At 68.2% G+C, this 20883-nt stretch carries 19 protein-coding genes, 1 tRNA gene and 1 riboswitch; of the genes, 7 read left to right on the plus strand and 13 right to left on the minus strand.

The genetic code is table 11. The features are described 5' to 3' along the window. The first annotated feature begins 21 nt into the window (after window positions 1-21). From ilvN to ACE3T5_RS00750, 6 genes are all read left to right on the plus strand, one after another. Window positions 22-513 (plus strand): acetolactate synthase small subunit, encoded by a 492-nt coding sequence (gene ilvN / locus ACE3T5_RS00725; RefSeq protein ID WP_204734889.1) that lies wholly within the window; start codon window positions 22-24, stop codon window positions 511-513. 43 nt (window positions 514-556) lie between these two features. After that, complete coding sequence (gene ilvC, locus ACE3T5_RS00730; RefSeq protein ID WP_374663384.1) at window positions 557-1573, plus strand: ketol-acid reductoisomerase; 1017 nt, start codon at window positions 557-559, stop codon at window positions 1571-1573. A 96-nt stretch (window positions 1574-1669) separates the two neighbouring features. Then, window positions 1670-2476, plus strand: coding sequence for a CDP-diacylglycerol--serine O-phosphatidyltransferase (gene pssA, locus ACE3T5_RS00735; protein ID WP_374663386.1), 807 nt, complete (start codon window positions 1670-1672; stop codon window positions 2474-2476). A gap of 196 nt (window positions 2477-2672) precedes the next feature. Next, window positions 2673-4355, plus strand: a complete 1683-nt coding sequence (leuA, locus tag ACE3T5_RS00740; protein WP_374663388.1) for a 2-isopropylmalate synthase — start codon at window positions 2673-2675, stop codon at window positions 4353-4355. Beyond that, the gene (locus ACE3T5_RS00745) at window positions 4340-5878 is read left to right on the plus strand and encodes a 2-isopropylmalate synthase (RefSeq protein WP_374663390.1); all 1539 of its coding nucleotides are present in this window, start codon (window positions 4340-4342) and stop codon (window positions 5876-5878) included. The genes leuA and ACE3T5_RS00745 overlap by 16 nt, the downstream gene beginning before the upstream one ends. A 143-nt stretch (window positions 5879-6021) precedes the next feature. Further along, entirely contained in the window at window positions 6022-7089 is a 1068-nt protein-coding gene (locus tag ACE3T5_RS00750) for a serine hydrolase (protein ID WP_374663392.1), read from the plus strand. A gap of 28 nt (window positions 7090-7117) precedes the next feature. Here ACE3T5_RS00750 and ACE3T5_RS00755 read toward each other — a convergent pair whose 3' ends face one another. The 4 genes from ACE3T5_RS00755 to ACE3T5_RS00770 form a co-directional block, all read right to left on the minus strand. Continuing rightward, on the minus strand, window positions 7118-7915 hold the full coding sequence (locus ACE3T5_RS00755; protein WP_374663394.1) for an IclR family transcriptional regulator: 798 nt from the start codon (window positions 7913-7915) through the stop codon (window positions 7118-7120). An 81-nt stretch (window positions 7916-7996) separates the two neighbouring features. Continuing rightward, a complete protein-coding gene (locus tag ACE3T5_RS00760; protein WP_374663396.1) occupies window positions 7997-8749 on the minus strand; it encodes an arginyltransferase in 753 nt (250 codons plus the stop codon). Further along, window positions 8746-9492: a leucyl/phenylalanyl-tRNA--protein transferase gene (gene aat / locus ACE3T5_RS00765; RefSeq protein ID WP_374663398.1), complete on the minus strand. Its 747-nt coding sequence runs from the start codon at window positions 9490-9492 to the stop codon at window positions 8746-8748. The genes ACE3T5_RS00760 and aat overlap by 4 nt, the downstream gene beginning before the upstream one ends. Window positions 9493-9541: 49 nt before the next feature. Next, the gene (locus ACE3T5_RS00770) at window positions 9542-10105 is read right to left on the minus strand and encodes a DUF2062 domain-containing protein (protein WP_374663400.1); all 564 of its coding nucleotides are present in this window, start codon (window positions 10103-10105) and stop codon (window positions 9542-9544) included. Between the two features lie 129 nt (window positions 10106-10234). Here ACE3T5_RS00770 and ACE3T5_RS00775 point away from each other — a divergent pair, with 129 nt between their 5' ends. Then, entirely contained in the window at window positions 10235-11323 is a 1089-nt protein-coding gene (locus tag ACE3T5_RS00775; protein WP_374663402.1) for a calcium/sodium antiporter, read from the plus strand. Window positions 11324-11391: 68 nt separating this feature from the next. On the opposite strand, the gene ACE3T5_RS00780 is transcribed toward ACE3T5_RS00775, so the two are convergent. The 9 genes from ACE3T5_RS00780 to ACE3T5_RS00820 all read right to left on the minus strand — a co-directional run bounded on the left by ACE3T5_RS00780 (window position 11392) and on the right by ACE3T5_RS00820 (window position 20652). After that, a tRNA-Asn gene (locus ACE3T5_RS00780) sits at window positions 11392-11467 on the minus strand. A 49-nt stretch (window positions 11468-11516) separates the two neighbouring features. Further along, on the minus strand, window positions 11517-13649 hold the full coding sequence (locus ACE3T5_RS00785) for a TonB-dependent siderophore receptor (RefSeq protein WP_374663404.1): 2133 nt from the start codon (window positions 13647-13649) through the stop codon (window positions 11517-11519). Between the two features lie 76 nt (window positions 13650-13725). Then, window positions 13726-13828, minus strand: a riboswitch (TPP riboswitch). Between the two features lie 88 nt (window positions 13829-13916). After that, window positions 13917-15020, minus strand: coding sequence for an NAD(P)/FAD-dependent oxidoreductase (locus ACE3T5_RS00790; RefSeq protein WP_374663406.1), 1104 nt, complete (start codon window positions 15018-15020; stop codon window positions 13917-13919). 6 nt (window positions 15021-15026) lie between these two features. Continuing rightward, window positions 15027-15356: a ferredoxin FdxA gene (fdxA, locus tag ACE3T5_RS00795; RefSeq protein ID WP_374663408.1), complete on the minus strand. Its 330-nt coding sequence runs from the start codon at window positions 15354-15356 to the stop codon at window positions 15027-15029. A gap of 117 nt (window positions 15357-15473) precedes the next feature. After that, complete coding sequence (locus ACE3T5_RS00800) at window positions 15474-16763, minus strand: sulfate adenylyltransferase subunit 1 (protein ID WP_374663410.1); 1290 nt, start codon at window positions 16761-16763, stop codon at window positions 15474-15476. An 8-nt stretch (window positions 16764-16771) separates the two neighbouring features. Continuing rightward, window positions 16772-17704, minus strand: a complete 933-nt coding sequence (gene cysD, locus ACE3T5_RS00805) for a sulfate adenylyltransferase subunit CysD (RefSeq protein ID WP_374663412.1) — start codon at window positions 17702-17704, stop codon at window positions 16772-16774. Continuing rightward, window positions 17701-18453, minus strand: coding sequence for a phosphoadenylyl-sulfate reductase (locus ACE3T5_RS00810; RefSeq protein ID WP_374663414.1), 753 nt, complete (start codon window positions 18451-18453; stop codon window positions 17701-17703). The genes cysD and ACE3T5_RS00810 overlap by 4 nt, the downstream gene beginning before the upstream one ends. 1 nt (window position 18454) lies before the next feature. Then, window positions 18455-18832, minus strand: coding sequence for a DUF934 domain-containing protein (locus tag ACE3T5_RS00815; RefSeq protein ID WP_374663416.1), 378 nt, complete (start codon window positions 18830-18832; stop codon window positions 18455-18457). Continuing rightward, the gene (locus ACE3T5_RS00820; protein WP_374663419.1) at window positions 18829-20652 is read right to left on the minus strand and encodes a nitrite/sulfite reductase; all 1824 of its coding nucleotides are present in this window, start codon (window positions 20650-20652) and stop codon (window positions 18829-18831) included. Before ACE3T5_RS00820 ends, ACE3T5_RS00815 begins: the two co-directional genes overlap by 4 nt. Window positions 20653-20883 lie beyond the last annotated feature (231 nt).

Genomic DNA, 20883 nt, shown 5'->3' on the forward strand with positions numbered 1-20883 from the left:
AAATGCCTGCGCCGCAGACTCATGAAACACATCATCGCAGTGCTGCTGGAGAACGAGCCTGGCGCTCTCTCCCGCGTGGTGGGCCTGTTCTCGGCCCGTGGCTACAACATCGAATCGCTCACCGTGGCGCCGACGGAAGACCCGTCGCTGTCGCGCATGACGATCCAGACCACCGGGTCGGACGACGTCATCGAGCAGATCACCAAGCACCTCAACCGCCTCATCGAGGTGGTGAAGGTGGTCGACCTCACCGAAGGCGCCTACACCGAGCGCGAGCTCATGATGGTGAAGGTGCGCGCCGTGGGCAAGGAGCGTGAGGAGATGAAGCGCATGGCCGACATCTTCCGCGGCCGCATCATCGACGTGACCGAGAAGAGCTACACCATCGAGCTGACCGGCGACCAGAGCAAGAACGACGCGTTCCTGGTGGCCATCGACCGCAGCGCCATCCTGGAGACGGTGCGCACCGGCGCCAGCGGCATCGGCCGCGGCGAAAGAATCCTCCGCGTCTGAAGACGCCCCCCCAATTCCAACGACTGATTTCTAGGAGAGAACCATGAAGGTCTATTACGACAAGGACTGCGACCTGAGCCTGATCAAGGGCAAGACCGTCGCCATCATCGGCTACGGCTCGCAGGGTCATGCGCACGCGCAGAACCTCAACGACAGCGGCGTGAAGGTCGTGGTCGGCCTGCGCAAGGGCGGCGCCAGCTGGGACAAGGTCGGCAAGGCCGGCCTGAACGTGATGGAAGTCAACGACGCCGTGAAGTCGGCGGACGTCGTCATGATCCTGCTGCCCGACGAGCAGATCGCCGAGGTGTACCGCAACAACGTGGAGCCGAACATCAAGCAGGGCGGCTCGCTCGCCTTCGCCCACGGCTTCAACGTGCACTACAACCAGGTTGTGCCGCGTGCCGACCTCGACGTGTGGATGGTCGCGCCCAAGGCCCCCGGCCACACCGTGCGCAGCACCTACACCCAGGGCGGCGGCGTGCCCCACCTGGTGGCCGTGCACCAGGACAAGTCGGGCCGCGCCCGTGACCTGGCCCTGAGCTATGCGATGGCCAATGGCGGCGGCAAGGCCGGCATCATCGAGACCAACTTCAAGGAAGAGACCGAGACCGACCTGTTCGGCGAGCAGGCCGTGCTGTGCGGCGGCGCGGTCGAACTCATCAAGATGGGCTACGAGACGCTGGTGGAAGCCGGCTACGCCCCCGAGATGGCCTACTTCGAGTGCCTGCACGAGCTGAAGCTGATCGTGGACCTGATCTACGAAGGCGGCATCGCGAACATGAACTACTCGATCTCCAACAACGCGGAGTTCGGCGAGTACGTGACCGGCCCTGAGGTCATCAACGAGCAGTCGCGCGAAGCCATGCGCCACGCGCTCAAGCGCATCCAGAACGGCGACTACGCCAAGATGTTCATCCTGGAAGGCCGCACCGGCTACCCCAGCATGACGGCGCGCCGCCGCAACACGGCCGCCCACAGCATCGAGGTGGTGGGTGCCCAGCTGCGCGCCATGATGCCCTGGATCGCCAAGAACAAGCTGGTCGACCAGACGCGCAACTGACGAGGGTGCCGTCATTCCCGCGCAGGCGGGAATCCAGGAGGCGGCCGGATGGCCGCCTTTTTTTCGCCCGACCCCCGCGCGCCTTAAACTACCGTCATGCACGATCCCCAGCCCGAGTCCGCCGATGGCATCGTGGTGCGCAAGCGCCGCAAGGGCATCTACATCCTGCCCAACCTGTTCACGCTGGCGGCGCTGTTCGGCGGGTTCTATGCCGTGGTGATGGCCATGAACGGCCGCTTCGACCTGGCGGCCACGGGCGTCTTCGTGGCCATGGTGCTCGACAGCCTCGACGGGCGCGTGGCCCGCATGACCAACACGCAGAGCGCCTTCGGCGAGCAGATGGACTCGCTCTCGGACATGGTGTCCTTCGGCGCCGCGCCCGCGCTCATTGCCTACGAGTGGGCGCTCAAGGGCCTGGGGCGCTGGGGCTGGATCGCCGCGTTCGTCTACTGTGCCTGCGCCGCGCTGCGCCTGGCTCGCTTCAACGTGAACACTGCGGTCGTGGACAAGCGCTACTTCCAGGGCCTGCCTTCCCCGGCGGCGGCGGCGCTGGTGGCGGGCTTCATCTGGCTGATGACCGAGTACGGCATCAAGCCCTACGACGTGAACTGGGTGATGTTCGCCATCGCCCTGTACGCGGGCCTGACGATGGTGACGAACGTGCCGTTCTACAGCTTCAAGGACATCAGCATGAAGAAGAGCGTGCCCTTCGTCGTGATCGTGCTGATCGCCCTGGGCATCGCCGTCATCAACATCCACCCGCCGGTGGTGCTGTTCGGCATGTTCGTGATCTACGGCCTGTCGGGCTATGTGCTCTATGGCTGGCGCAAGGCGCGCGGCGAGCGCGCCAGCGTCATCAGCACCTCCACCGACGAGCCGGAAGAAAGCGGGCTGCACCGCTAGCCCTTGCGGCCGGTGCATCTGTGCTACATTCAATGACCATGAAGCGAATCGCGCTGGCCCTACTGCTATCCCCCCACGGGCGGAGACGGTAGCGCACGCGCATTTCCCGGATCACGGCCCGTATGCACCAGCAGCGGGCCGTTTTTCTTTGTCGGGGCTGCTGGTTCCCACCCACCGAGCGAGAAGAACCATGCCGATGTTGAAGAACCCTGCCGCCAAGTACCGCCCGTTCGCGCCGGTCGTCCTGAAGGACCGCACCTGGCCCGACGCGGTGCTGACGAAGCCGCCCGTGTGGTGCAGCGTCGACCTGCGCGACGGCAACCAGGCCCTGATCGAGCCGATGGACATCGAGCGCAAGCTGCGCATGTTCCGCATGCTGGTGGCGATCGGCTTCAAGGAGATCGAGGTCGGCTTCCCGTCTGCCTCGCAGGTCGAGTACGACTTCCTGCGCAAGCTGATCGAGGAAGACCTCATTCCGGCCGACGTGACGATCCAGGTGCTCACGCAGGCGCGCGAGCCGCTGATCCAGCGCACCTTCGAGGCCCTGCAGGGTGCCCGCCGCGCCATCGTGCACCTGTACAACGCCACGGCACCGGTCATGCGCCGCGTGGTGCTGGGCCTCGACGAGGACGGCATCGTCGATCTGGCGGTGACGAACGCGCGCCTGTTCCAGCAGCTGGCCGCGCGTCAGCCCCAGACGGAGTGGATCTTCCAGTACTCGCCCGAGATGTTCTCCGGCACCGAGCTCGCGTTCGCCAAGCGCGTGGTCGACGCGGTGACCGAGGTCTGGCAACCGACGCCCGATCGCAAGTGCATCATCAACCTGCCTTCGACGGTGGAGCATTCCACGCCCAACATCTTCGCGGACATGATCGAGTGGATGCACCGGCACCTGGCGCGCCGCGACAGCATCGTGCTGTCGGTCCATCCGCACAATGACCGCGGCACGGGCACCGCGGCCGGCGAGTTCGCGGTGATGGCGGGCGCCGACCGCCTGGAAGGCTGCCTGTTCGGCAACGGCGAGCGCACCGGCAACCTGGACCTGGTCAACGTGGCGCTCAACCTGTACAGCCAGGGTGTGGACCCGGGCCTGGATTTCTCCGACATCGACGAGATCCGCCGCACCGCCGAACACTGCACGCAGCTGCCGGTGCACCCGAGGCACCCGTACGCGGGCGATCTGGTCTACACCTCGTTCTCGGGCAGCCACCAGGACGCCATCCGCAAGGCCTTTGCGGCGCGCCGCGAGGGCGACCTCTGGGACATGCCCTACCTGCCGCTCGACCCCAAGGACCTGGGCCGCTCCTACGAGGCCGTGATCCGCGTGAACAGCCAGTCGGGCAAGGGCGGCATCGCCTACCTGCTGGAATCCGAGTACGGGCTGGAGCTGCCGCGCCGCCTGCAGATCGAGTTCAGCCAGGTGGTGCAGGCCGTCATGGATGCGAACGGCACCGAGCTCACGGCGGCCGACCTGTGGCGACTGTTCGAGGGCGAGTTCGCGCTCGACCGGTCGGCCGTGGCGCACCAGGTGCTGGCCATGGGGGCCGGCGAGGAGGTGACGCTCGATGCGCAGGTGAGCGCGGGTGATGCGACCTGGCAGATCCAGGGCACCGGCAACGGGCCGATCGCCGCCTTCGTCGACGGCCTGTCGAAGGCCACCGGCGAAAGCATCCGCGTGCTCGATTACCATGAGCACGCGATTGCCGCCGGCGCCGATGCGCGGGCCGTCGCCTACCTGGAAATGCGGGTGGGCGACCGCACGCTGTTCGGCGTGGGCATGGATTCCAACATCGTCTCGGCGTCGCTCAAGGCCATCGTGTCCGGCCTGCAGCGCGCGCGCCAGACCAGCCAGCAGGAGGCAGCATGTCCGACCAATTGATCATCTTCGACACCACCTTGCGCGACGGCGAGCAATCGCCAGGCGCCTCCATGACCAAGGACGAGAAGCTGCGCATCGCGCGCCAGCTCGAGCGCCTGCGCGTGGACGTCATCGAGGCCGGCTTCGCGGCCAGCTCCAACGGCGACTTCGAGGCGGTGAACGCGATTGCCGCCGCCATCAAGGACTCCACCGTCTGCTCGCTGTCGCGTGCCAATGACCGTGACATCGCCCGCGCGGCGGAGGCGCTGAAGCCCGCAGCCCGCGCGCGCATCCACACCTTCATCGCCACGTCGCCGCTGCACATGGAGAAGAAGCTGCGCATGACGCCCGATCAGGTGCTGGAGCAGGCGAAGCAGTCGGTGCGCTTCGCGCGCAACCTGTGCGGCGACATCGAGTTCTCGCCCGAGGACGGCTACCGCAGCGAGGTTGATTTCCTCTGCCGCGTGCTGGAGGCGGTGATCGCCGAGGGCGCGACCACCATCAACGTGCCCGACACGGTGGGCTATGCGGTGCCCGAGCTGTACGGCAACTTCATCAAGACCCTGCGCGAGCGCGTGCCCAACTCCGACAAGGCGATCTGGTCGGTGCATTGCCACAACGACCTGGGCATGGCCGTGGCCAACTCGCTCGCCGGCGTGAAGATCGGCGGCGCGCGCCAGGTGGAGTGCACGATCAACGGCCTGGGCGAGCGCGCGGGCAACTGCTCGCTCGAAGAGGTGGTGATGGCGGTGAAGACGCGCCGCGACTACTTCGGTCTCGACGTGAACATCGACACGCGGCACATCGTCGCGGCCAGCCGCATGGTGAGCCAGACCACCAGCTTCGTGGTGCAGCCGAACAAGGCGGTGGTGGGCGCCAATGCCTTCGCCCATGCCAGCGGCATCCACCAGGACGGCGTGCTCAAGGCGCGCGACACCTACGAGATCATGCGCGCGGAAGACGTGGGCTGGAGCGCCAACAAGATCGTGCTGGGCAAGCTCTCGGGGCGCAACGCCTTCAAGCAGCGCCTGCAGGAACTCGGTGTGCAGCTCGACAGCGAGGCCGACATCAACAGCGCCTTCACCAAGTTCAAGGAACTGGCCGACCGCAAGAGCGAGATCTTCGACGAGGACATCCTCGCGCTGGTGAGCGACGAGGCAGTCACGCACGACCAGGAGACCTACCGCCTGGTGTCGCTGCGCCAGCACAGCGAGACCGGCGAGCGGCCGCAGGCCGAGGTGGTGTTCTCGGTCGACGGCAAGGAGGTGCGTGGCACATCCGATGGCAACGGGCCTGTCGACGCCTCGCTCAAGGCCATCGAAAGCCACGTGAAGAGCGGCGCCGAGATGGTGCTGTACTCCGTCAACGCCATCAGCGGCTCCACCGAGAGCCAGGGTGAGGTGACAGTGCGGCTGCAGAACTCCGGCCGGGTCGTCAACGGCGTCGGCGCCGACCCTGATATCGTTGTCGCGTCAGCCAAGGCGTACCTCAGCGCGTTGAACAAGTTACAAAGTAAAGCAGACCGCGTGGCGGCACAGGGCTGAGGGTTAGCCCCTATAATTTGTGCGAAATCTTAGGATATGTTCCTAAGTGCTTGATTCATGTATGTTTTCCGTCCCTTCCCTGGGGTTCGCGCGGTCGAGGTGCCAGGAAGTTCCCCGAGGGATGTCGCGAGGAGAGACACGTTTTGAACAGGTTCGCACAATCCCTGGCCTGCGCGCTGCTGGCCCTGGCCTTCGGGACGGTCGCCCACGCGCAGTCCGAGTCGCGCGTGGCCAAGCGCGATGGCAAGCCCACCGTCACCAAGAAGGCGCGCGTCAGCAAGTCGTTTGATGCCCAGTCGGGCAAGGTGGCCAGCCGGCCGGCGAAGCGCAGCGTGGTGCGTGCCGCCGTGCCGCCACGCCCCTCGTACGGCCAGCTCGCCGGCCTGCACACGGTGCAGGACGACCTGGACCTCAAGTCCTCCGTGGCGCTGGTCATCGACCAGGACACGCGTGAGGTGCTGCTGCGCAAGAACGACATGGCGGTGCTGCCCATCGCCTCGCTCACCAAGCTCATGACCGGCCTGCTGGTCAGCGAGGCCGGCCTGCCCCTGGACGAGCCGATCACGATCACCCAGGACGACGTCGACACCGAGAAGGGCACCGGCTCGCGCCTGAAGGTCGGCACCACGCTCTCACGCGGGGAGCTGATGCACCTGGCGCTGATGGCCAGCGAGAACCGCGCCGCCCATGCGCTGGGCCGCACCTACCCGGGCGGCCTGAACGCCTTCGTGGAGGCGATGAACCAGCGGGCCCGCCAGCTCGGGATGAACGACACCCGTTACGTGGAACCCACGGGCCTGTCGAGTCGCAACCAGTCGAGCGCGCAGGATCTCGCGCGCCTGGTCGCCGTGGCGGGCAACGACCCCATGCTGCGTGAACTGTCCACGTCGCCCGCGCATGAGGTCGATCTCGGCACGCGCACGCTCAAGTTCAACAACACCAACCGGCTGGTGCGCAACCCCGAGTGGGACATCGTCCTGCAGAAGACGGGCTACATCTCCGAAGCCGGCCAGTGCCTCGTGATGCAGGCCAAGGTGGCGGGCCGCAAGCTCATCATGGTGTTCCTGGATTCGGCCGGGCGCCTCAGCCGCATCGGTGACGCCGAGCGCGTGCGCCGCTGGGTGGAGGCCACGCCGCAGCGCATCACCCCGCCGACTTCCGGCACGCTCGCGCCCAGCGGCAACATCGTGATCCGCCAAGTCAACGGCTGATTGCACCACCGCCCGGCGGTGGCGGCTTTCAGGCCGCCATGCGCTGGGTGGGCGGCTTGTGGCCGAGCGCGGCCGAGATCTCGTTGGCGGTGGCCTGCAGCTTCGAGAGCCAGGCCTCGTCCAGCCGGTCGGCCGGTGCCGAGATCGACAGGCCGGCCACCAGCTTGTCCTGGTCGTCGTAGATGCCGGCGGCCATGCAGCGCACGCCCAGTTCCAGTTCCTCGTTGTCCCGCGCAATGCCGTACTGGCGCGCCTTCGCGAGCTCGCGCTCCAGCGCGGGCAGCTGGGTGATGCTGTTGCGCGTGTGGCCCGCCAGCCCGGTGCGGGTGGCGTAGGCGCGCACGCGCTGGGGGTCGTCCGCGGCCAGGAACAGCTTGCCGGTGGACGTGAGGTGCAGCGGGGCGCGCCCGCCGATCGCGCGCACCACCTGCATGCCAGAGCGTTCGCTGTAGGCGCGCTCGACATAGACGATCTCGTCGCCCTGGCGCACGCTCAGGTTCACCGGTTGCTGGATCTGCTTGTGCAGCTCCCGCATGGGCGCCAGCGCCGCGTCACGCACGTTCAGGCGCGCCTTCACCAGGTTGCCCAGTTCGAGCAGCCGCATGCCCAGCCGGTAGCTGCCGGCCTCGGGACGATCGACGAAGCGGCCCACGGCCAGGTCGTTCAGGATGCGGTGCGTGGTGGAAGGGTGCAGGCCGGTGCGCGCACTGATTTCCTTGAGCGAGACCGCGTCCTCGCGGGAGGCCAGCACATCGATGAGCGCGAACATGCGCTCGATGACCTGGATCGTCGGGGTGGCGTGGGGCTGGGAATCGGTCTTTCGCATGCCACGCCATCTTATCTGATGAAATGGAACGGGGCCGCGAATCCGGCGACGATGGGCCGGCAATGGCGGGCCAGTGGAACCTCAGGTATGGGCGGGGCCCTGCGCGGCGACCCAGCGCCCGTCGACCAGCACCTCGTGCGGGTTGAAGCGCGCCTTGTAGCTCATCTTCGGGCTCTCGCCGATCCAGTAGCCCAGGTACACATGCGGCAGGCGCAGCTTGCGCGCTTGCTCGACCTGCCAGAGCACGCTGTAGGTGCCGTAGCTGGACCCGCGGTCGGGCTCGTAGAACGTGTAGACGGCGGAGATGCCGTCATTCAGCACGTCGAGGATGGACACCATGCGCAGCGCGCCGGGGGTGCCGTCGGCGTTGCGCTCACGGAACTCGACCAGGCGCGAGTTCACCCGGCTCTGCAGCAGGAACTGCGTGTACTGATCGATGCTGTCGTGGTCCATGCCGCCACCGGCGTGGCGCCCTGTCTGGTAGCGCAGGTACAGGTGGTAGTGCTCGGGCACGAAGCACAGCTTGAGCACGCGGGCCATCAGGTTGCCGTGCTGCTGCCAGGCGCGGCGCTGGCTGCGGGTGGCCCGGAACGCATCGGCCTTCACGCGCAGGGGCACGCAGGCGCGGCAGCCGTCGCAATACGGGCGGTAGGTGAACATCCCGCTGCGTCGGAACCCGTTGGTGACCAGGTCCGAGTAGGCGTCGTTGTGGATGAGGTGACTCGGCGTGGCGACCTGGGACCTCGCCTGGCGGCCCGGCAGGTAACTGCACGGGTACGGCGCCGTGGCGTAGAACTGCAGCGTCTGGAGCGGAAGGTCCTTGAGGTGCGTCACTCGGAGGCCGGCATGCGCAGGAGTGCGTTCCAGTATACGGGGAGGAACTGCCAGCGTGGTGTCTCTTCCGGGGTCACGCGGGCGAGGTGTTGCACAAAGTCGGCACGCGCGATCTCGCGTGCGCCCAGCGAGGCGAGGTGCGAGGTGTTCTGCTGGCAGTCGATCAGTGCCACGCCCGCCTGTCGGCACCACGCCACGAGCGCGGCCAGCGCGAGCTTGGAGGCATCCGGCACGCGGGTGAACATGGACTCGCCGAACACGGCGCGTCCGATGGCCACGCAGTAGAGGCCGCCGGCCAGCTCACCGTCGATCCACGTCTCGACACTGTGGGCGTACCCGGCGCGATGCAGGTTCACGTAGGCCTCGACCATGTCCGGCACGATCCAGGTGCCGGACTGGCCGTTGCGCGGACTGCCGGCGCAGGCGCGGATGACGCGCGCGAAGTCGTGGTCGAAGCGGATCTCGAAGCCCGGGTCGCGCAGCAGTCGCGCGAGCGTCTTGCGCAGCGAGCGGTGCAGCCGGAACTCACCGGTGTAGAGCACCATGCGCGGGTCGGTGCTCCACCACAGGATGGGCTGGTCGTCGCTGAACCACGGGAAGATGCCATTGCTGTAGGCCCGCCGGAGGGTGTCCACATCGAGCGCGCCGCCGGCTGCGAGCAGGCCGGGCGCAGGCTGCCGTTCGTCCCACGCGCGCGCAGGGTCGGGGAAGGGGTCACCGGGTTGAAGCCAGGGCAGTCGCATCGCGGCATCCATTGTGCCGATGCAGCGATGGTGCCTGGGCGCGAGTGGCTCAATCGCCAGCGGCGCGCCGCAGGCGCCGCTGGCGCTCCTGCCGGATCAGGATCGCCCAGCCTGAATACACGAGGGCGTAGGCCGCCAGGCCCAGCACGACGCCGGCCAGCGGAAAGCCCACCAGCAGGGCCGGCCCCCACGAGGCCACCTGCTCCCAGATCGCGGCGGGCCAGGTTGCCGGTGCGGTCCAATCGAACGCCGTCGCGACCTCTGAGGGCGTTCCCGCCACGCCCGGGGGGACGACAAAGGAGCCGAGGAAGGCCGAGAGGCCCCAGATCGGCGCCATCGTGAAGGGATTCGTCAGCCACGTGGCCGCCGCCGCCGCGGCGACGTTGGCGCGCAGCGCAACGGCCGCAGCCATGGCCGCCGGCATCTGCAGGGGCACCGGGAACACGCCAATGCCGATGCCCAGCGCCACCCCCAGCGCCACGCCGCGCCGGTGCAGCACCCACAGGCGGGGATGTTCCCGCAGGTAGTGGCCCAGCCAGGCGAACCCGCGCGTCTGTTCCATCGTCTCAGCGGTGGGCAGCCAGCGGCGAAGGCGCTTCTTGAATTCGGCCATGGGGCAGCAGGTCTTGCGTGAAGAATGGCGCCGGAGGAATGGACGCGCCCGGCAAGAAGGCGCACGCCTGACCGAGACTTTAGCAGCGGCCAGCCGCCGAGGCCACTTCCGCGGCTAAAGTCCGCGACCATGAACGTGATCCTGTTTCTCGGCGGCCTGGGCCTGCTGGTGGTCGGTGCCAACACGCTGGTGAGAGGGGCGTCCGGCCTGGCGCTGTCCTTCGGCATCAGCCCGCTGGTCGTCGGGCTGACCATCGTCGCCATGGGCACCAGTGCGCCCGAGGTGGCCGTCAGCATCGGCGCCGTGATGGACGGCCGCAACGACATCGCGATCGGCAACGTCGTGGGCAGCAACATCTTCAACGTGCTGTTCATCCTGGGCCTCAGCGCCTTGATCACGCCACTGGTGGTGAACATCCAGCTGATCCGGCAGGAGGTGCCGATCATGGTGGGGGCCGGCCTGGTGCTGCTCGCGCTGTCGCTCGACGGGCGGGTGTCCATGCTGGACGCCGGGCTCCTATCGGCGCTTCTCGTGGCCTACACCGTGTTCCTGATCATGCAGTCGCGCCGCGAGACGCAGGCTGCGCAGGAGGAACTGGCCAGCGAGGTCCATCCGGTCGCTGCCGGTGCGTGGGACAGCCACTGGGCCGCGCAGATCGGCCTGATCGTCGCGGGTCTGGTCGCCCTGGTGTTCGGTTCGGACTGGCTGGTGCAGGCCTCGGTGAACTTCGCGAAGGCCATGGGTGTGAGCGATCTCGTCATCGGCCTCACGATCGTCGCGGCCGGCACCAGCATGCCGGAGGTCGCGACCAGCATCACGGCCGCCATCAAGGGTGAGCGCGACATCGCCGTCGGCAACGTCGTCGGCAGCAATACCTTCAACATCCTGGGCTGCGTCGGTCTGTCCGGCCTGGTGTCGGGTGACCTTGGCCTGAACATCGCGCCGGCCCTGCTGGCCTTCGACATCTGGGTGATGCTGGCCGTGCTGCTGGCCTGCCTGCCGGTCTTCATGACCGGTCGCGAGATCGCGCGCTGGGAGGGCGGCGTGTTCCTGGGCTACTACGTCGCCTACGTGACCTATCTCATCCTGGCGGCGCAGCAGCACGACGCGCTGCAACGCTTCTCCGGCGTCATGCTCGGCTTCGTGGTGCCGCTGACAGTGGTGACCCTGGTGGTGGTCATGATCCGTCGGCCGGCGAAGGCCGATGGGCCGTCGTGACGGGGCCATGCACAACGGGGCCATGCAAAAAGGCCAGCAGGCATGAACCTGCTGGCCTTTGCATTTCTTGGCTCCCCGACCTGGGCTCGAACCAGGGACCTACGGATTAACAGTCCGGCGCTCTACCGACTGAGCTATCGGGGAACAGCCTTCGATTATAGCCACATTTTTTCGAGGTTCCGCAGCCGCCTCATCAAAGTGATGCCGTGAGGGCCAGGCGCACGGTGCGTGGCGCACCCGGGTACAGGTAGACGTGACCGAACTGGTAGGGCGATTCGCGCCACTGGCGGCGATCGGCGAGGTTGTCGATGCCCAGCGACCAGGTGGTGTCGATGCCGTTCACGCGGCGTTCGTAGCGCAGGCTGGCGTCGACGCGGGTCCACGCGGGCAGGGTGATCGAGCCATCGGGCAGCACGCTGCGCTGTCCCTCGTGTGAAAGTTGCCCGGCCAGCTCCAGCCCTGGCACCGCGGGCAGCTTCCAGCCGGCCTGCAGCCGCAGCACCTGGCGCGGCACATTCGTCGGCCGCTGGCCGTTGACCGCGGGCTCCGCGATGCTGCCCTTGCGCTTCGCGTTCAGCAGCGTCAGGCCGCCGCCGACTCGCCACGGGCCCTCGCGCCACTGGCCGCTCACCTCCAGTCCGCGGTGCAGGGCCGAGCCGTCGTAGCCGCCCACGCAGGGCGTGAGGCCCAGGCGCGAGCAGGCGTCGAGGTTGCTCACGGGGCGCTGGATGCGGAAGGCCGCGAGCTGCCAATCAAGCGCACCGTGCGTCCCCTTGAACCCGGCCTCGATCTGCCGTGACTTCAGCGCAGGGAGCGCGGCACCGGCGTTGACGTACTGCGAACTGCGATTGGGCACCACCTGCGACTCGATGCCCAGGCCCCAGCTGGCATAGGCCAGGGTCTTCGGCTGCAGCTTCCAGCTGAGCGCCAGCCAGGGCGTGGTGACGGCCTGCTCATAGGCCGTGGGGCGGGAGCCATCGGTGCGCACGCTGTCACGGTCCAGCCGCGTGTGGCGCAGGCCCAACCAGGTGGTGAGGCGGTCGTTCCAGCGGATGGCATCCTGCAGGCTGAACTCCAGTGCGTTCTCGTCGCGGTTCGTGTTCTGGTCGGTCAGTGTGGGGTCGGCTGGCAACACGGCGGTGCCGTCCACCTGGCCAATGCCGACCCAGTTGTAGGCCTGCATCTGGAAGCGGTTGCGCACGCGGCTGGCCTGCACGCCCAGCGTGAGGTCGTGGCGCGCACCGCCCGTGGCCCACTGGCCGTGCAGGCGCAGAGCCGCGGCGTCCTGCCGGCGGCGCTCGTTCTCGCTGCGGAAGTCGTACTGGTCGAAGCTGCCGTCGCTGCAGTAGCGGTCGTAGTTGTTCTCGGTGCTGCAGCCGTAGGGGAATGCCATGCGGTCGTCGGTCTTGAGCCGTTGCGAACCCAGTTGCGCCACCCAGCGCCAGCCTGCGCCCAGCGTCTGCTCGTAGCGCAGCGTGCCGGTGAGGCCTTCCATCACCACGGGCAGGGCCCAGGGCTGGTTGTTGAGGTTGAGGCGCGGGTCGGGCACCGCGGGCAGGGCGGTCCCCAGCAGGCTGAAGCCGGCCTGGCTGGGCTGCGACTGACGGCTCCACTCGAACTCACCTGCCAGCACGCTGTCGCGCGTTAGCCTCCAGTCGGCCGCGAAGGCCACCAGGCTGCGTTCCCCATCGAGTTGCCGGGTCTGCGGGCGCAGGCGCTCCTGCGCCACGTTCAGCCGGTAGCCGAAGACACCGCCATTGCCGGCCCGACCACCCAGGTCCACCGCGGCCAGCACGCTCGCGCGCTCGGTCCACTCCAGCCGCACGGTGCGCAGGTCAGTGGCGGTCGGCCGCTTCACCGCGTAGTTCACCAGGCCGCCCGGCGCGCTGGTGCCGGCCTGGATGCCGCTGGTGCCCTTGAGGATCTCGATGCGGTCCTTGTTGTCCAGTGGAATCGCCGTCTCGGCGCTGATCGGCAGGCCTTCGCGGCGGTAGTTGAAGCGGTTGTCCAGCGTGAAGCCGCGGATGCTGAGGAAATCCCAGTAGCCGGGTGCGTTGTAGGCATCGGCCACCGAGGCGTCGAAGCCGGTCAGGTCGGCCAGTCGCCGGGCGCCCGCGGCCTCCATGGCCGAACGGCTGACGATGCTGGCGGCCAGCGGCAGCTCCTGCAGGGGCACGTCGCCAAAGCCGGTGACATCGGCCGGGCGGGCAGCGCCTCCGCCAGTGATGACCACCGGCTTCAGCGTGGCCTGCTGGGCGTGCGCCTGCGCGGCGGTGAGCGCGATCAGCAGGGCGACCGCGCGGTGGATGGGATGGTGGGTTGCCACGACGTCTTCCTTCAACGTTTGGTGGCAGGTCGGCTTGCGGAGGGCGGGATCGCGTGGCCCGGGAGAAACGGGTCACACCGCCTGGTGCTTGCTTCCCTGCGCGAGGATTACCTCAATCAGGTTCAAAGGGACTTTCTCAGTCGCGGCCGGCGAAGGCCGCAACACCCCTAGCGGATGCCTGGCGAACAAGGCGTCAGGCAAAGCGAATTCTAAGGCGAATGAAAAGGCCCGCGCGAAGGCGGGCCTGGTGAGGGGCGCGATGGGCGCTCAGTCAAATACCGGCGACTCCACGCCCAGCACCTTGTGCAGCTTCGGGCTGGTGGTGGTGTACTGCAGGTGGATCTTGCCCTTCTCGGGGAAGATGATGGGCGCGGCGCCGAAGGCGGCCAGCGCGCATTCATGGAAGCCGGAGAGGATGAGCTTCTTCTTGCCGGGGTAGGTGTTGATGTCACCGACGGCGAAGATGCCGGGCACGCTGGTGGAGAACTTCTCGGTGTCCACCACCAGCTGCTTGCGCTCAATGTCCAGGCCCCAGTCGGCAATGGGGCCGAGCTTGGGCGACAGGCCGAAGAAGACCAGCAGCATGTCCATCGGCACCACGCGCGTCACGCCGTCGCCGCCGGTGACCTTCACGCCGGTCATGCGGCCATCGGCCTCGTCGAAGCCGGTGACCTGGCCCACGATGAACTGCATCTCGTAGGCGTCGCACAGCGCCTTCATCTTCGCCACGCTGGCGGGCGCGGCCTTGAAGCCATCGCGCCGGTGCACCAGGATCACGCTCTCGGCCTTGTTCGGGCCCTCGGCGGTGAAGTTGAGTGTCCAGTCCAGCGCGGAATCGCCGCCGCCCACGATGACGAGGTTCTTGCCCGAGAAATCCGCCGGGTTGCGCACGCGGTAGAACACCTGCGAGCCGTCGAAGCGGTCCAGGCCTTCGACCTTCAGCGTGCGTGGCTCGAAGGCGCCCACGCCGGCGGCGATGAAGATGGTCTTGGTCAGGAACTGCGTGCCCTTGGAGGTGGCCACGAAGAAGCGGCCGTCGTCCTGCTTCTGCACCGTGGTGACCGTCTGGCCCAGGTGGAAGGTGGCGCCGAAGGGCTCGATCTGCTTGAGCAGGGCGTCGGTCAGTTCCTTGCCGGTGCACACCGGAATGGCCGGGATGTCGTAGATCGGCTTGTCGGGGTACAGCTCGATCGGCTGGCCGCCCGGATAGGCGAGCGAGTCGATGACGTGGGCCTTGATCTCCAGCAGGCCGAGCTCGAACACCTGGAACAGGCCCACCGGGCCGGCGCCGATGATGACGGCGTCGGTCTCGATGGGGCCGTCGTGCGCGCCGGCGGTGCGGATCACTTCTTGATTCAGTTGCGGTTCCATGATGCGTCAGCGGACGAGCTCGGACAGCTTGTCCGTCTTGTCCTTCCACTCGTCGGCATCCGGCAGGGCCGGCTTGCGCTTGGTGATGCTCTTCCAGCCCGGGGCGCGGGAGAGCTCGGCGTTGAGGGCGGTGAACTTGACCTGGTCCGCCGGGACGTCCTCTTCGGCGTAGATCGCGTTCACGGGGCATTCGGGAATGCAGACCGCGCAATCGATGCACTCATCGGGGTCGATCACCAGCATGTTCGGCCCTTCGCGGAAGCAGTCCACGGGGCAGACGTCCACACAGTCGGTGTATTTGCAGCGGATGCAGGATTCGGTGACGACGTGAGTCATTGTGGTGCGCGTGGCAGGGGAAAACCCTTGATTTTATTGGCAATCTCGCAAGGCGCCGGCCGGATTGTGCGTGGCCGCACCGGCGCCAGGGTTGCGAAAAGTCAACGGATGCGGCTCTCAGGCGACGAGAACGGCCCCTGCGGTCTTGTGCGAGGCCGTGTCCACCAGCACCAAGGCGCCCAGCGCGCGCGAGCGCACATAGGGCAAAGTGGCCAGTGGTTCCTGCAGTTGCAGCTCCACTTCGCCGATGGCGTTGGGGGCGAGCTGGGTGGCTTCCTCCTCGGCGAGCGTGTGCACGTCGAGCTGGTGCACGATGCGCCGCACACGGGCCTTGACCCAGCGGTGGCCGTGCAGGGCCCAGTAGGTGCGGCCGGCCACCAGGGGCTCATCGTCCAGCCACGCGACGGTGGCCTTCAGCTCGCGGCTGGGCTCGAAGTGGCCTGGCGACAACAGCCAGTCGCCGCGCGAGACGTCCACCTCGCGGTCCAGGACCACGCCGGCACTGTGGCGGGCGATACCGACAGCGGGTTCCCGCACCGCGTTCAGCACCTGGGCTACGCGGGCGGTCTGCCCGCCCGGCAGCACGGTGACTTCATCGCCTGGCGACAGCGTCCCGGTGGCCAGGCGGCCCCAGAATACCCGGCGGCCCTGCGAGGTGTCGGCGGAGGAGGCGAACTTCTCCACCCACTGCACCGGAAAGGCCGCGGCCTCCTGTGTCTCGGGCGGTGTCACGTCGAGCTGTTCCAGCCACTGCAGCAGGCTGTGGCCCTGGTAGCCGCACCAGCCGGGCTGGGCTTCCACCACGTTGTGGCCCTTGAGCGCGGAGATGGGCACGATGGCACGCGGCTGAACGCCCGCCGCGCGCGCAAAGGTCTCCAGCGCACCCCGGATGTGGGCGAAGGCCAGCGCGGGGTCTTCCACCGCGTCGAGCTTGTTCACCGCGAACAGGATGGCGGGCACCCGCAGCAGGTGGCACAGCAGGGTATGGCGGCGCGTCTGCGGCAGCAGGGTCAGGCCGGCATCGCGCCAGTCGAGCTTGGTGGCATCCACCAGCACCACGGCGGCATCGGCACTGGAGGCGGCCGTGACCATGTTGCGGGTGTACTGCTCATGGCCGGGCGCGTCACCGATGATGAACTTGCGCGCCGGCGTGGCGAAGTAGCGATAGGCCACGTCGATCGTGATGCCCTGCTCACGCTCGGCCGTGAGGCCGTCGGTGAGCAGCGCGAGATCCGTCTCGCCTGAGCGCGACACGCTGGCCAGCTGGTCCTGCAGGACGGCGCGGCTGTCGACGAGCAGGCGGCCGATCAGCGTGCTCTTGCCGTCATCGACGGAACCGCAGGTGATGAAGCGCAGCGCGGCGTCGTGGTCGTGCTCGGCATGGGCCAGAGCGGCATCGGCAGTCATCGTTTCCATCAGAAATACCCGTCCTTCTTGCGCTTTTCCATCGAGGCGTCGGAGGTCTTGTCGTCCATGCGGGTGGCGCCGCGCTCGCTCACGTCAGCGGCCAGCGTCTCGGCCACTACCTCGGTGGCGTTCGCCGCCGGGCTCGCCACCGGGCACGTGCAGGTGATGTCGCCCACCGTACGGAAGCGCACCGTGCGCGTGACCACGGTCTCGCCCTCACGCGGCGGCGTCAGCTCGGTCACCGGCACCAGCAGGCCGCGGCGCTCCACCACTTCGCGCTCGTGGGCGTAATAGATGGAGGGCAGGGCGATGGCCTCGCGCTCGATGTACTGCCACACATCCAGCTCGGTCCAGTTGGAGATCGGGAACACGCGGAAGTGCTCGCTGGGCTGCAGCCGGGTGTTGAACAGCGTCCAGAGTTCCGGGCGCTGCGCCTTGGGCTGCCACTGGCCGAAGCTGTCGCGGTGGCTGAAGATGCGCTCCTTGGCGCGGGCTTTTTCCTCGTCGCGCCGCGCGCCGCCGATCAGGGCGTCGAAGCGGAACTCCTCGATCGCCTCCAGCAGCGTGACCGACTGATGCGCATTGCGGCTCTCGCCGGGGTGGGCCAGCCGCACGGTGCCGCGCTTCATCGATTCCTCGACGCTGCGCACGATGAGTTCAGCACCCAGTTCGCGCGCGCGCTGGTCGCGGAAGTCGGTCACCTCGCGGAAGTTGTGGCCGGTGTCGATCATCAGCAGCGGGTAGGGCAGGCGGCCGCGGCCGAAGGCCTTCTCGGCGCAGCGCAGCAGCACCAGCGAGTCCTTGCCGCCGGAGAACAGCAGGGTCGGCCGCTCGAAGGCGCCAGCGACCTCGCGCAGGATGAAGATGGCCTCTTCCTCCAGCGCATCCAGGTGGCGGTTGCTGATGGGCGCCAGCAGGCGCGGCTCGGTACGGGCGTTCATGCGGCCACCTGTTCAGTCTGCTTCACGTCGGTCGGCTTCACGTGCAGGCCGCATTCCTTGGCGGCCTCGTCTTCCCACCACCAGCGGCCGGCGCGGAAGTCCTCGCCCAGGCTGATCGCCCGCGTGCACGGCGCGCAGCCGATGCTCGGGTAGAACTCGTCGTGCAGCGGGTTGTAGTCCACACCGCGCGTGCCGATGTAGTGCCAGACGTCGCCCCAGCTCCAGTTGGCCAGGGGGTTGAGCTTCACCCGGCCGGTGACGGCTTCGTCTTCAGCGTCGATCAACGGCACCTCGGCCCTGGCGGCCGATTGCTCGCGGCGCAGGCCGGTGATCCAGGCCCGGTGGCCCTCCAGCGCACGCTCCAGCGGCTCCAGCTTGCGGATCTGGCAGCAGGCCTTGCGCAGCGCGATGCTGCGGTACATGGCGTCCTGGCCTTCGCGCTGGACGAAGTGCACCACGGCCTCCTGGCGCGGCTCGAACACCCGCACCGTCAGGCCGGGCGTGGCCTGCGTGCGGGCCAGCAGCGCCAGCGTCTGCGCGTGCAGCGCGCCGGTCTGCAGCACGAACACGGGGATGTCGAGCTGCAGGTCGCGGATCAGGTGGGTGATGACGACGTCCTCCGCGCCCAGGCTGGAGGCTTGGGTCACCGGGGCGAAGCGCACGGCGGCGTGGCGCAGCAGCGCGCGGGTCTCGGACAGGCGGGCTTCGAAGTCCTTCGAAGGGCGGGCGTTCAGGTCGATGGCGCTCATGTCAGCCTCTCGCGAAGCGGGGATGGGGCGTCACGGTGTCGCCCTGGTAGAAGCCGGGGAAGCGGCTGAACTGGCGTGCGGCATCGGCCGGGTCCTTGCCGGCCTTGAGCACGGCGCTGGTGAAGCCGGTGCGCTCCATGTGGACCAGCTGGTCGATCAGCACGTCGCCGGTGGCGCGGATGTCGCCCCGGAACCCGCGCCGGCGGCGCAGCATGCTGGCCTGGCTGTAGGCCCGGCCATCGGTGAACTTCGGAAAGTGCAGCTCGATGCGCTCCACGCCCTCCAGCGGCAACTCGGCCACCTCGGCGTCATTGGCCAGTCGCAGCACGCCGGGTGCCTCGGCGGCGGTCGCGTCCTGGTCTTGCAGCAGCGTGATCATGCGGCCTCCTTCTCGGTCAGGCGGGTGGCATTGGCGGCGGCCTTGAAGGGCTCGTGGCCCACGCGGCGCAGCGTGTCGATGAACGTCTCGGTCCGGCCTTCGGCCGCCGGTTGGCGATGAGTGCGGTAGGTGTCCAGCAGCGCCTCGATCACCTCCGGCACCTCGGCGGCGGAGAAGGACGGTCCGACCACCTTGCCCGGCGTCACCGTGCCCGAGAGCGCCGAGCCGTCGGAGCCGCCCAGCGTGACCTGGTACCACTCCTGGCCGTCCTTGTCGACGCCGAGGATGCCGATGTGCCCCGTGTGGTGGTGCCCGCAGGAATTGATGCAGCCGGAGATGTGCAGGTCGATCTCGCCCAGGTCGTGCAGCTCGTCCAGATCCTGGTAGCGCTGGGTGATGGCCTCCGCGATGGGAATGGAGCGCGCGTTGGCCAGGGCGCAGAAGTCGCCGCCCGGGCACGCGATCATGTCCGTCAGCAGGTGGATGTTCGGCGAGGCGAAGCCGGCCTTGCGGGCGGCTGCCCACAGCTCGGGCAGATCGTCCTCGCGCACCCAGGGCAGCAGCAGGTTCTGGTCATGCGTGACGCGGGCCTCGCCGGCCGAGAAGCGCTCGGCCAGATCGGCCGCCTGTTCCAGCTGGTCGGCGGTGGCATCGCCGGGGGCCTGGCCCAGGCGCTTGAACGAGAGCGTGACCGCGCGCAGGGCCGGATCGCGATGGGGCGCCACGTTGCGTTGCAGCCAGCGGTGGAAGCCGGGATCCGACTCGGCGTCGGCGCGCACGATCCGGTGCACCTGCGCCTGCGGGCCGGTGCGTGCCGGCGCCAGCGCGGGCGGCGCGAAGCAGGCAGCGACGCGGTCGAACTCGGCCTGGGTGATGGTGTGCGGGGCGCCGTCCTGTTCGACGATGGCGCGGTACTCCGCCTCCACCTCGTCGATGTAGCGCTGCCGTTCGGCCTTGATCAGGATCTTGATGCGCGCCTTGTACATGTTGTCGCGGCGGCCCCAGCGGTTGTAGACCCGCACCACCGCCTCCAGGTAGTTCAGGATCTCCTGCCACGGCACGAAGGCCCGGATCACGGGTGCGACGACGGGCGTGCGGCCCATGCCGCCGCCCGCATGCACGCGGAAGCCCAGGCGGCCGTCGGTGTCCGTCACCATCTGCAGGCCCACGTCGTGCCACTCGATGGCCGCGCGGTCCTCCGCCGCGCCCGAGACGGCGATCTTGAACTTGCGCGGCAGGAACGCGAACTCGGGGTGCAGCGTGCTCCACTGGCGAAGGATCTCGCAGTAGGGGCGCGGATCGGCGATCTCGTCGACGGCGATGCCCGCCCGCTCGTCGCTGGTGATGTTGCGGATGCAGTTGCCGCTGGTCTGGATGCCGTGCATGTCCACCGAGGCCAGCAGGTCCATCACGTCGGCGCTGCGATCCAGCGGAATCCAGTTGAACTGCACGTTCTGCCGGGTGGTGAAGTGGCCGTAGCCCGAACGCAGGCGCGTGCGCACCGGCGTGCCGCCACGCACCGGCACCTCGGCCAGCGCATCCTGCTTCGCCTGGGCCTCGCGCAGCAGGGCTGCATCCGGGCGGTCGTAGTCGCGTGCGATGCGCGCCAGCACGCGCAGCTGCGCGCTGGACAGCTCGCCGTAGGGCACGGCCACGCGCAGCATGGGCGCGTAGCGCTGCACATACCAGCCGTTCTGCAGGCGCAGCGGCCGGAACTCGTCGTCGGTCAACCGGCCGGCCTGCCAGCGCTCGAGCTGGTCGCGGTACTGCGCGGCGCGTGCGTGGACGAACTGGCGGTCGAATTCGGTGTAGCGGTACATGCGGCTCCCATGCCTGGCCCCCAGGGGGCCGGAGCCGCGAACTCTAGGCAAAGGGCCTGCGAAGTCCAACGATTATTTTCTTCAGGCCATATCCGGATAAGCTTATGCGCGAGCATTCACGCGGCCTGGCGGGCGGTTTTCGCGGCGGTCCGGATATGGCCATCTGGGCATGCGAAGCGCCCGGCTTCATAATGGCCGCAGCACAACAGCCAAGGGCGCTGCCCTGGGACA

The organism is Ramlibacter sp. (genome assembly GCF_041916345.1).
GTDB lineage: Bacteria > Pseudomonadota > Gammaproteobacteria > Burkholderiales > Burkholderiaceae_C > Ramlibacter.

Coding starts and splice junctions, on each gene's coding strand:
- ilvN (WP_204734889.1), top strand. CDS start 22: ATGAAACACATCATCGCAGTGCTGCTGGAGAACGAGCCTGGCGCTCTC.
- ilvC (WP_374663384.1), top strand. CDS start 557: ATGAAGGTCTATTACGACAAGGACTGCGACCTGAGCCTGATCAAGGGC.
- pssA (WP_374663386.1), top strand. CDS start 1,670: ATGCACGATCCCCAGCCCGAGTCCGCCGATGGCATCGTGGTGCGCAAG.
- leuA (WP_374663388.1), top strand. CDS start 2,673: ATGTTGAAGAACCCTGCCGCCAAGTACCGCCCGTTCGCGCCGGTCGTC.
- ACE3T5_RS00745 (WP_374663390.1), top strand. CDS start 4,340: ATGTCCGACCAATTGATCATCTTCGACACCACCTTGCGCGACGGCGAG.
- ACE3T5_RS00755 (WP_374663394.1), bottom strand. CDS start 7,915: ATGCGAAAGACCGATTCCCAGCCCCACGCCACCCCGACGATCCAGGTC.
- aat (WP_374663398.1), bottom strand. CDS start 9,492: ATGCGACTGCCCTGGCTTCAACCCGGTGACCCCTTCCCCGACCCTGCG.
- ACE3T5_RS00770 (WP_374663400.1), bottom strand. CDS start 10,105: ATGGCCGAATTCAAGAAGCGCCTTCGCCGCTGGCTGCCCACCGCTGAG.
- ACE3T5_RS00775 (WP_374663402.1), top strand. CDS start 10,235: ATGAACGTGATCCTGTTTCTCGGCGGCCTGGGCCTGCTGGTGGTCGGT.
- ACE3T5_RS00790 (WP_374663406.1), bottom strand. CDS start 15,020: ATGGAACCGCAACTGAATCAAGAAGTGATCCGCACCGCCGGCGCGCAC.
- fdxA (WP_374663408.1), bottom strand. CDS start 15,356: ATGACTCACGTCGTCACCGAATCCTGCATCCGCTGCAAATACACCGAC.
- ACE3T5_RS00800 (WP_374663410.1), bottom strand. CDS start 16,763: ATGACTGCCGATGCCGCTCTGGCCCATGCCGAGCACGACCACGACGCC.
- cysD (WP_374663412.1), bottom strand. CDS start 17,704: ATGAACGCCCGTACCGAGCCGCGCCTGCTGGCGCCCATCAGCAACCGC.
- ACE3T5_RS00810 (WP_374663414.1), bottom strand. CDS start 18,453: ATGAGCGCCATCGACCTGAACGCCCGCCCTTCGAAGGACTTCGAAGCC.
- ACE3T5_RS00815 (WP_374663416.1), bottom strand. CDS start 18,832: ATGATCACGCTGCTGCAAGACCAGGACGCGACCGCCGCCGAGGCACCC.
- ACE3T5_RS00820 (WP_374663419.1), bottom strand. CDS start 20,652: ATGTACCGCTACACCGAATTCGACCGCCAGTTCGTCCACGCACGCGCC.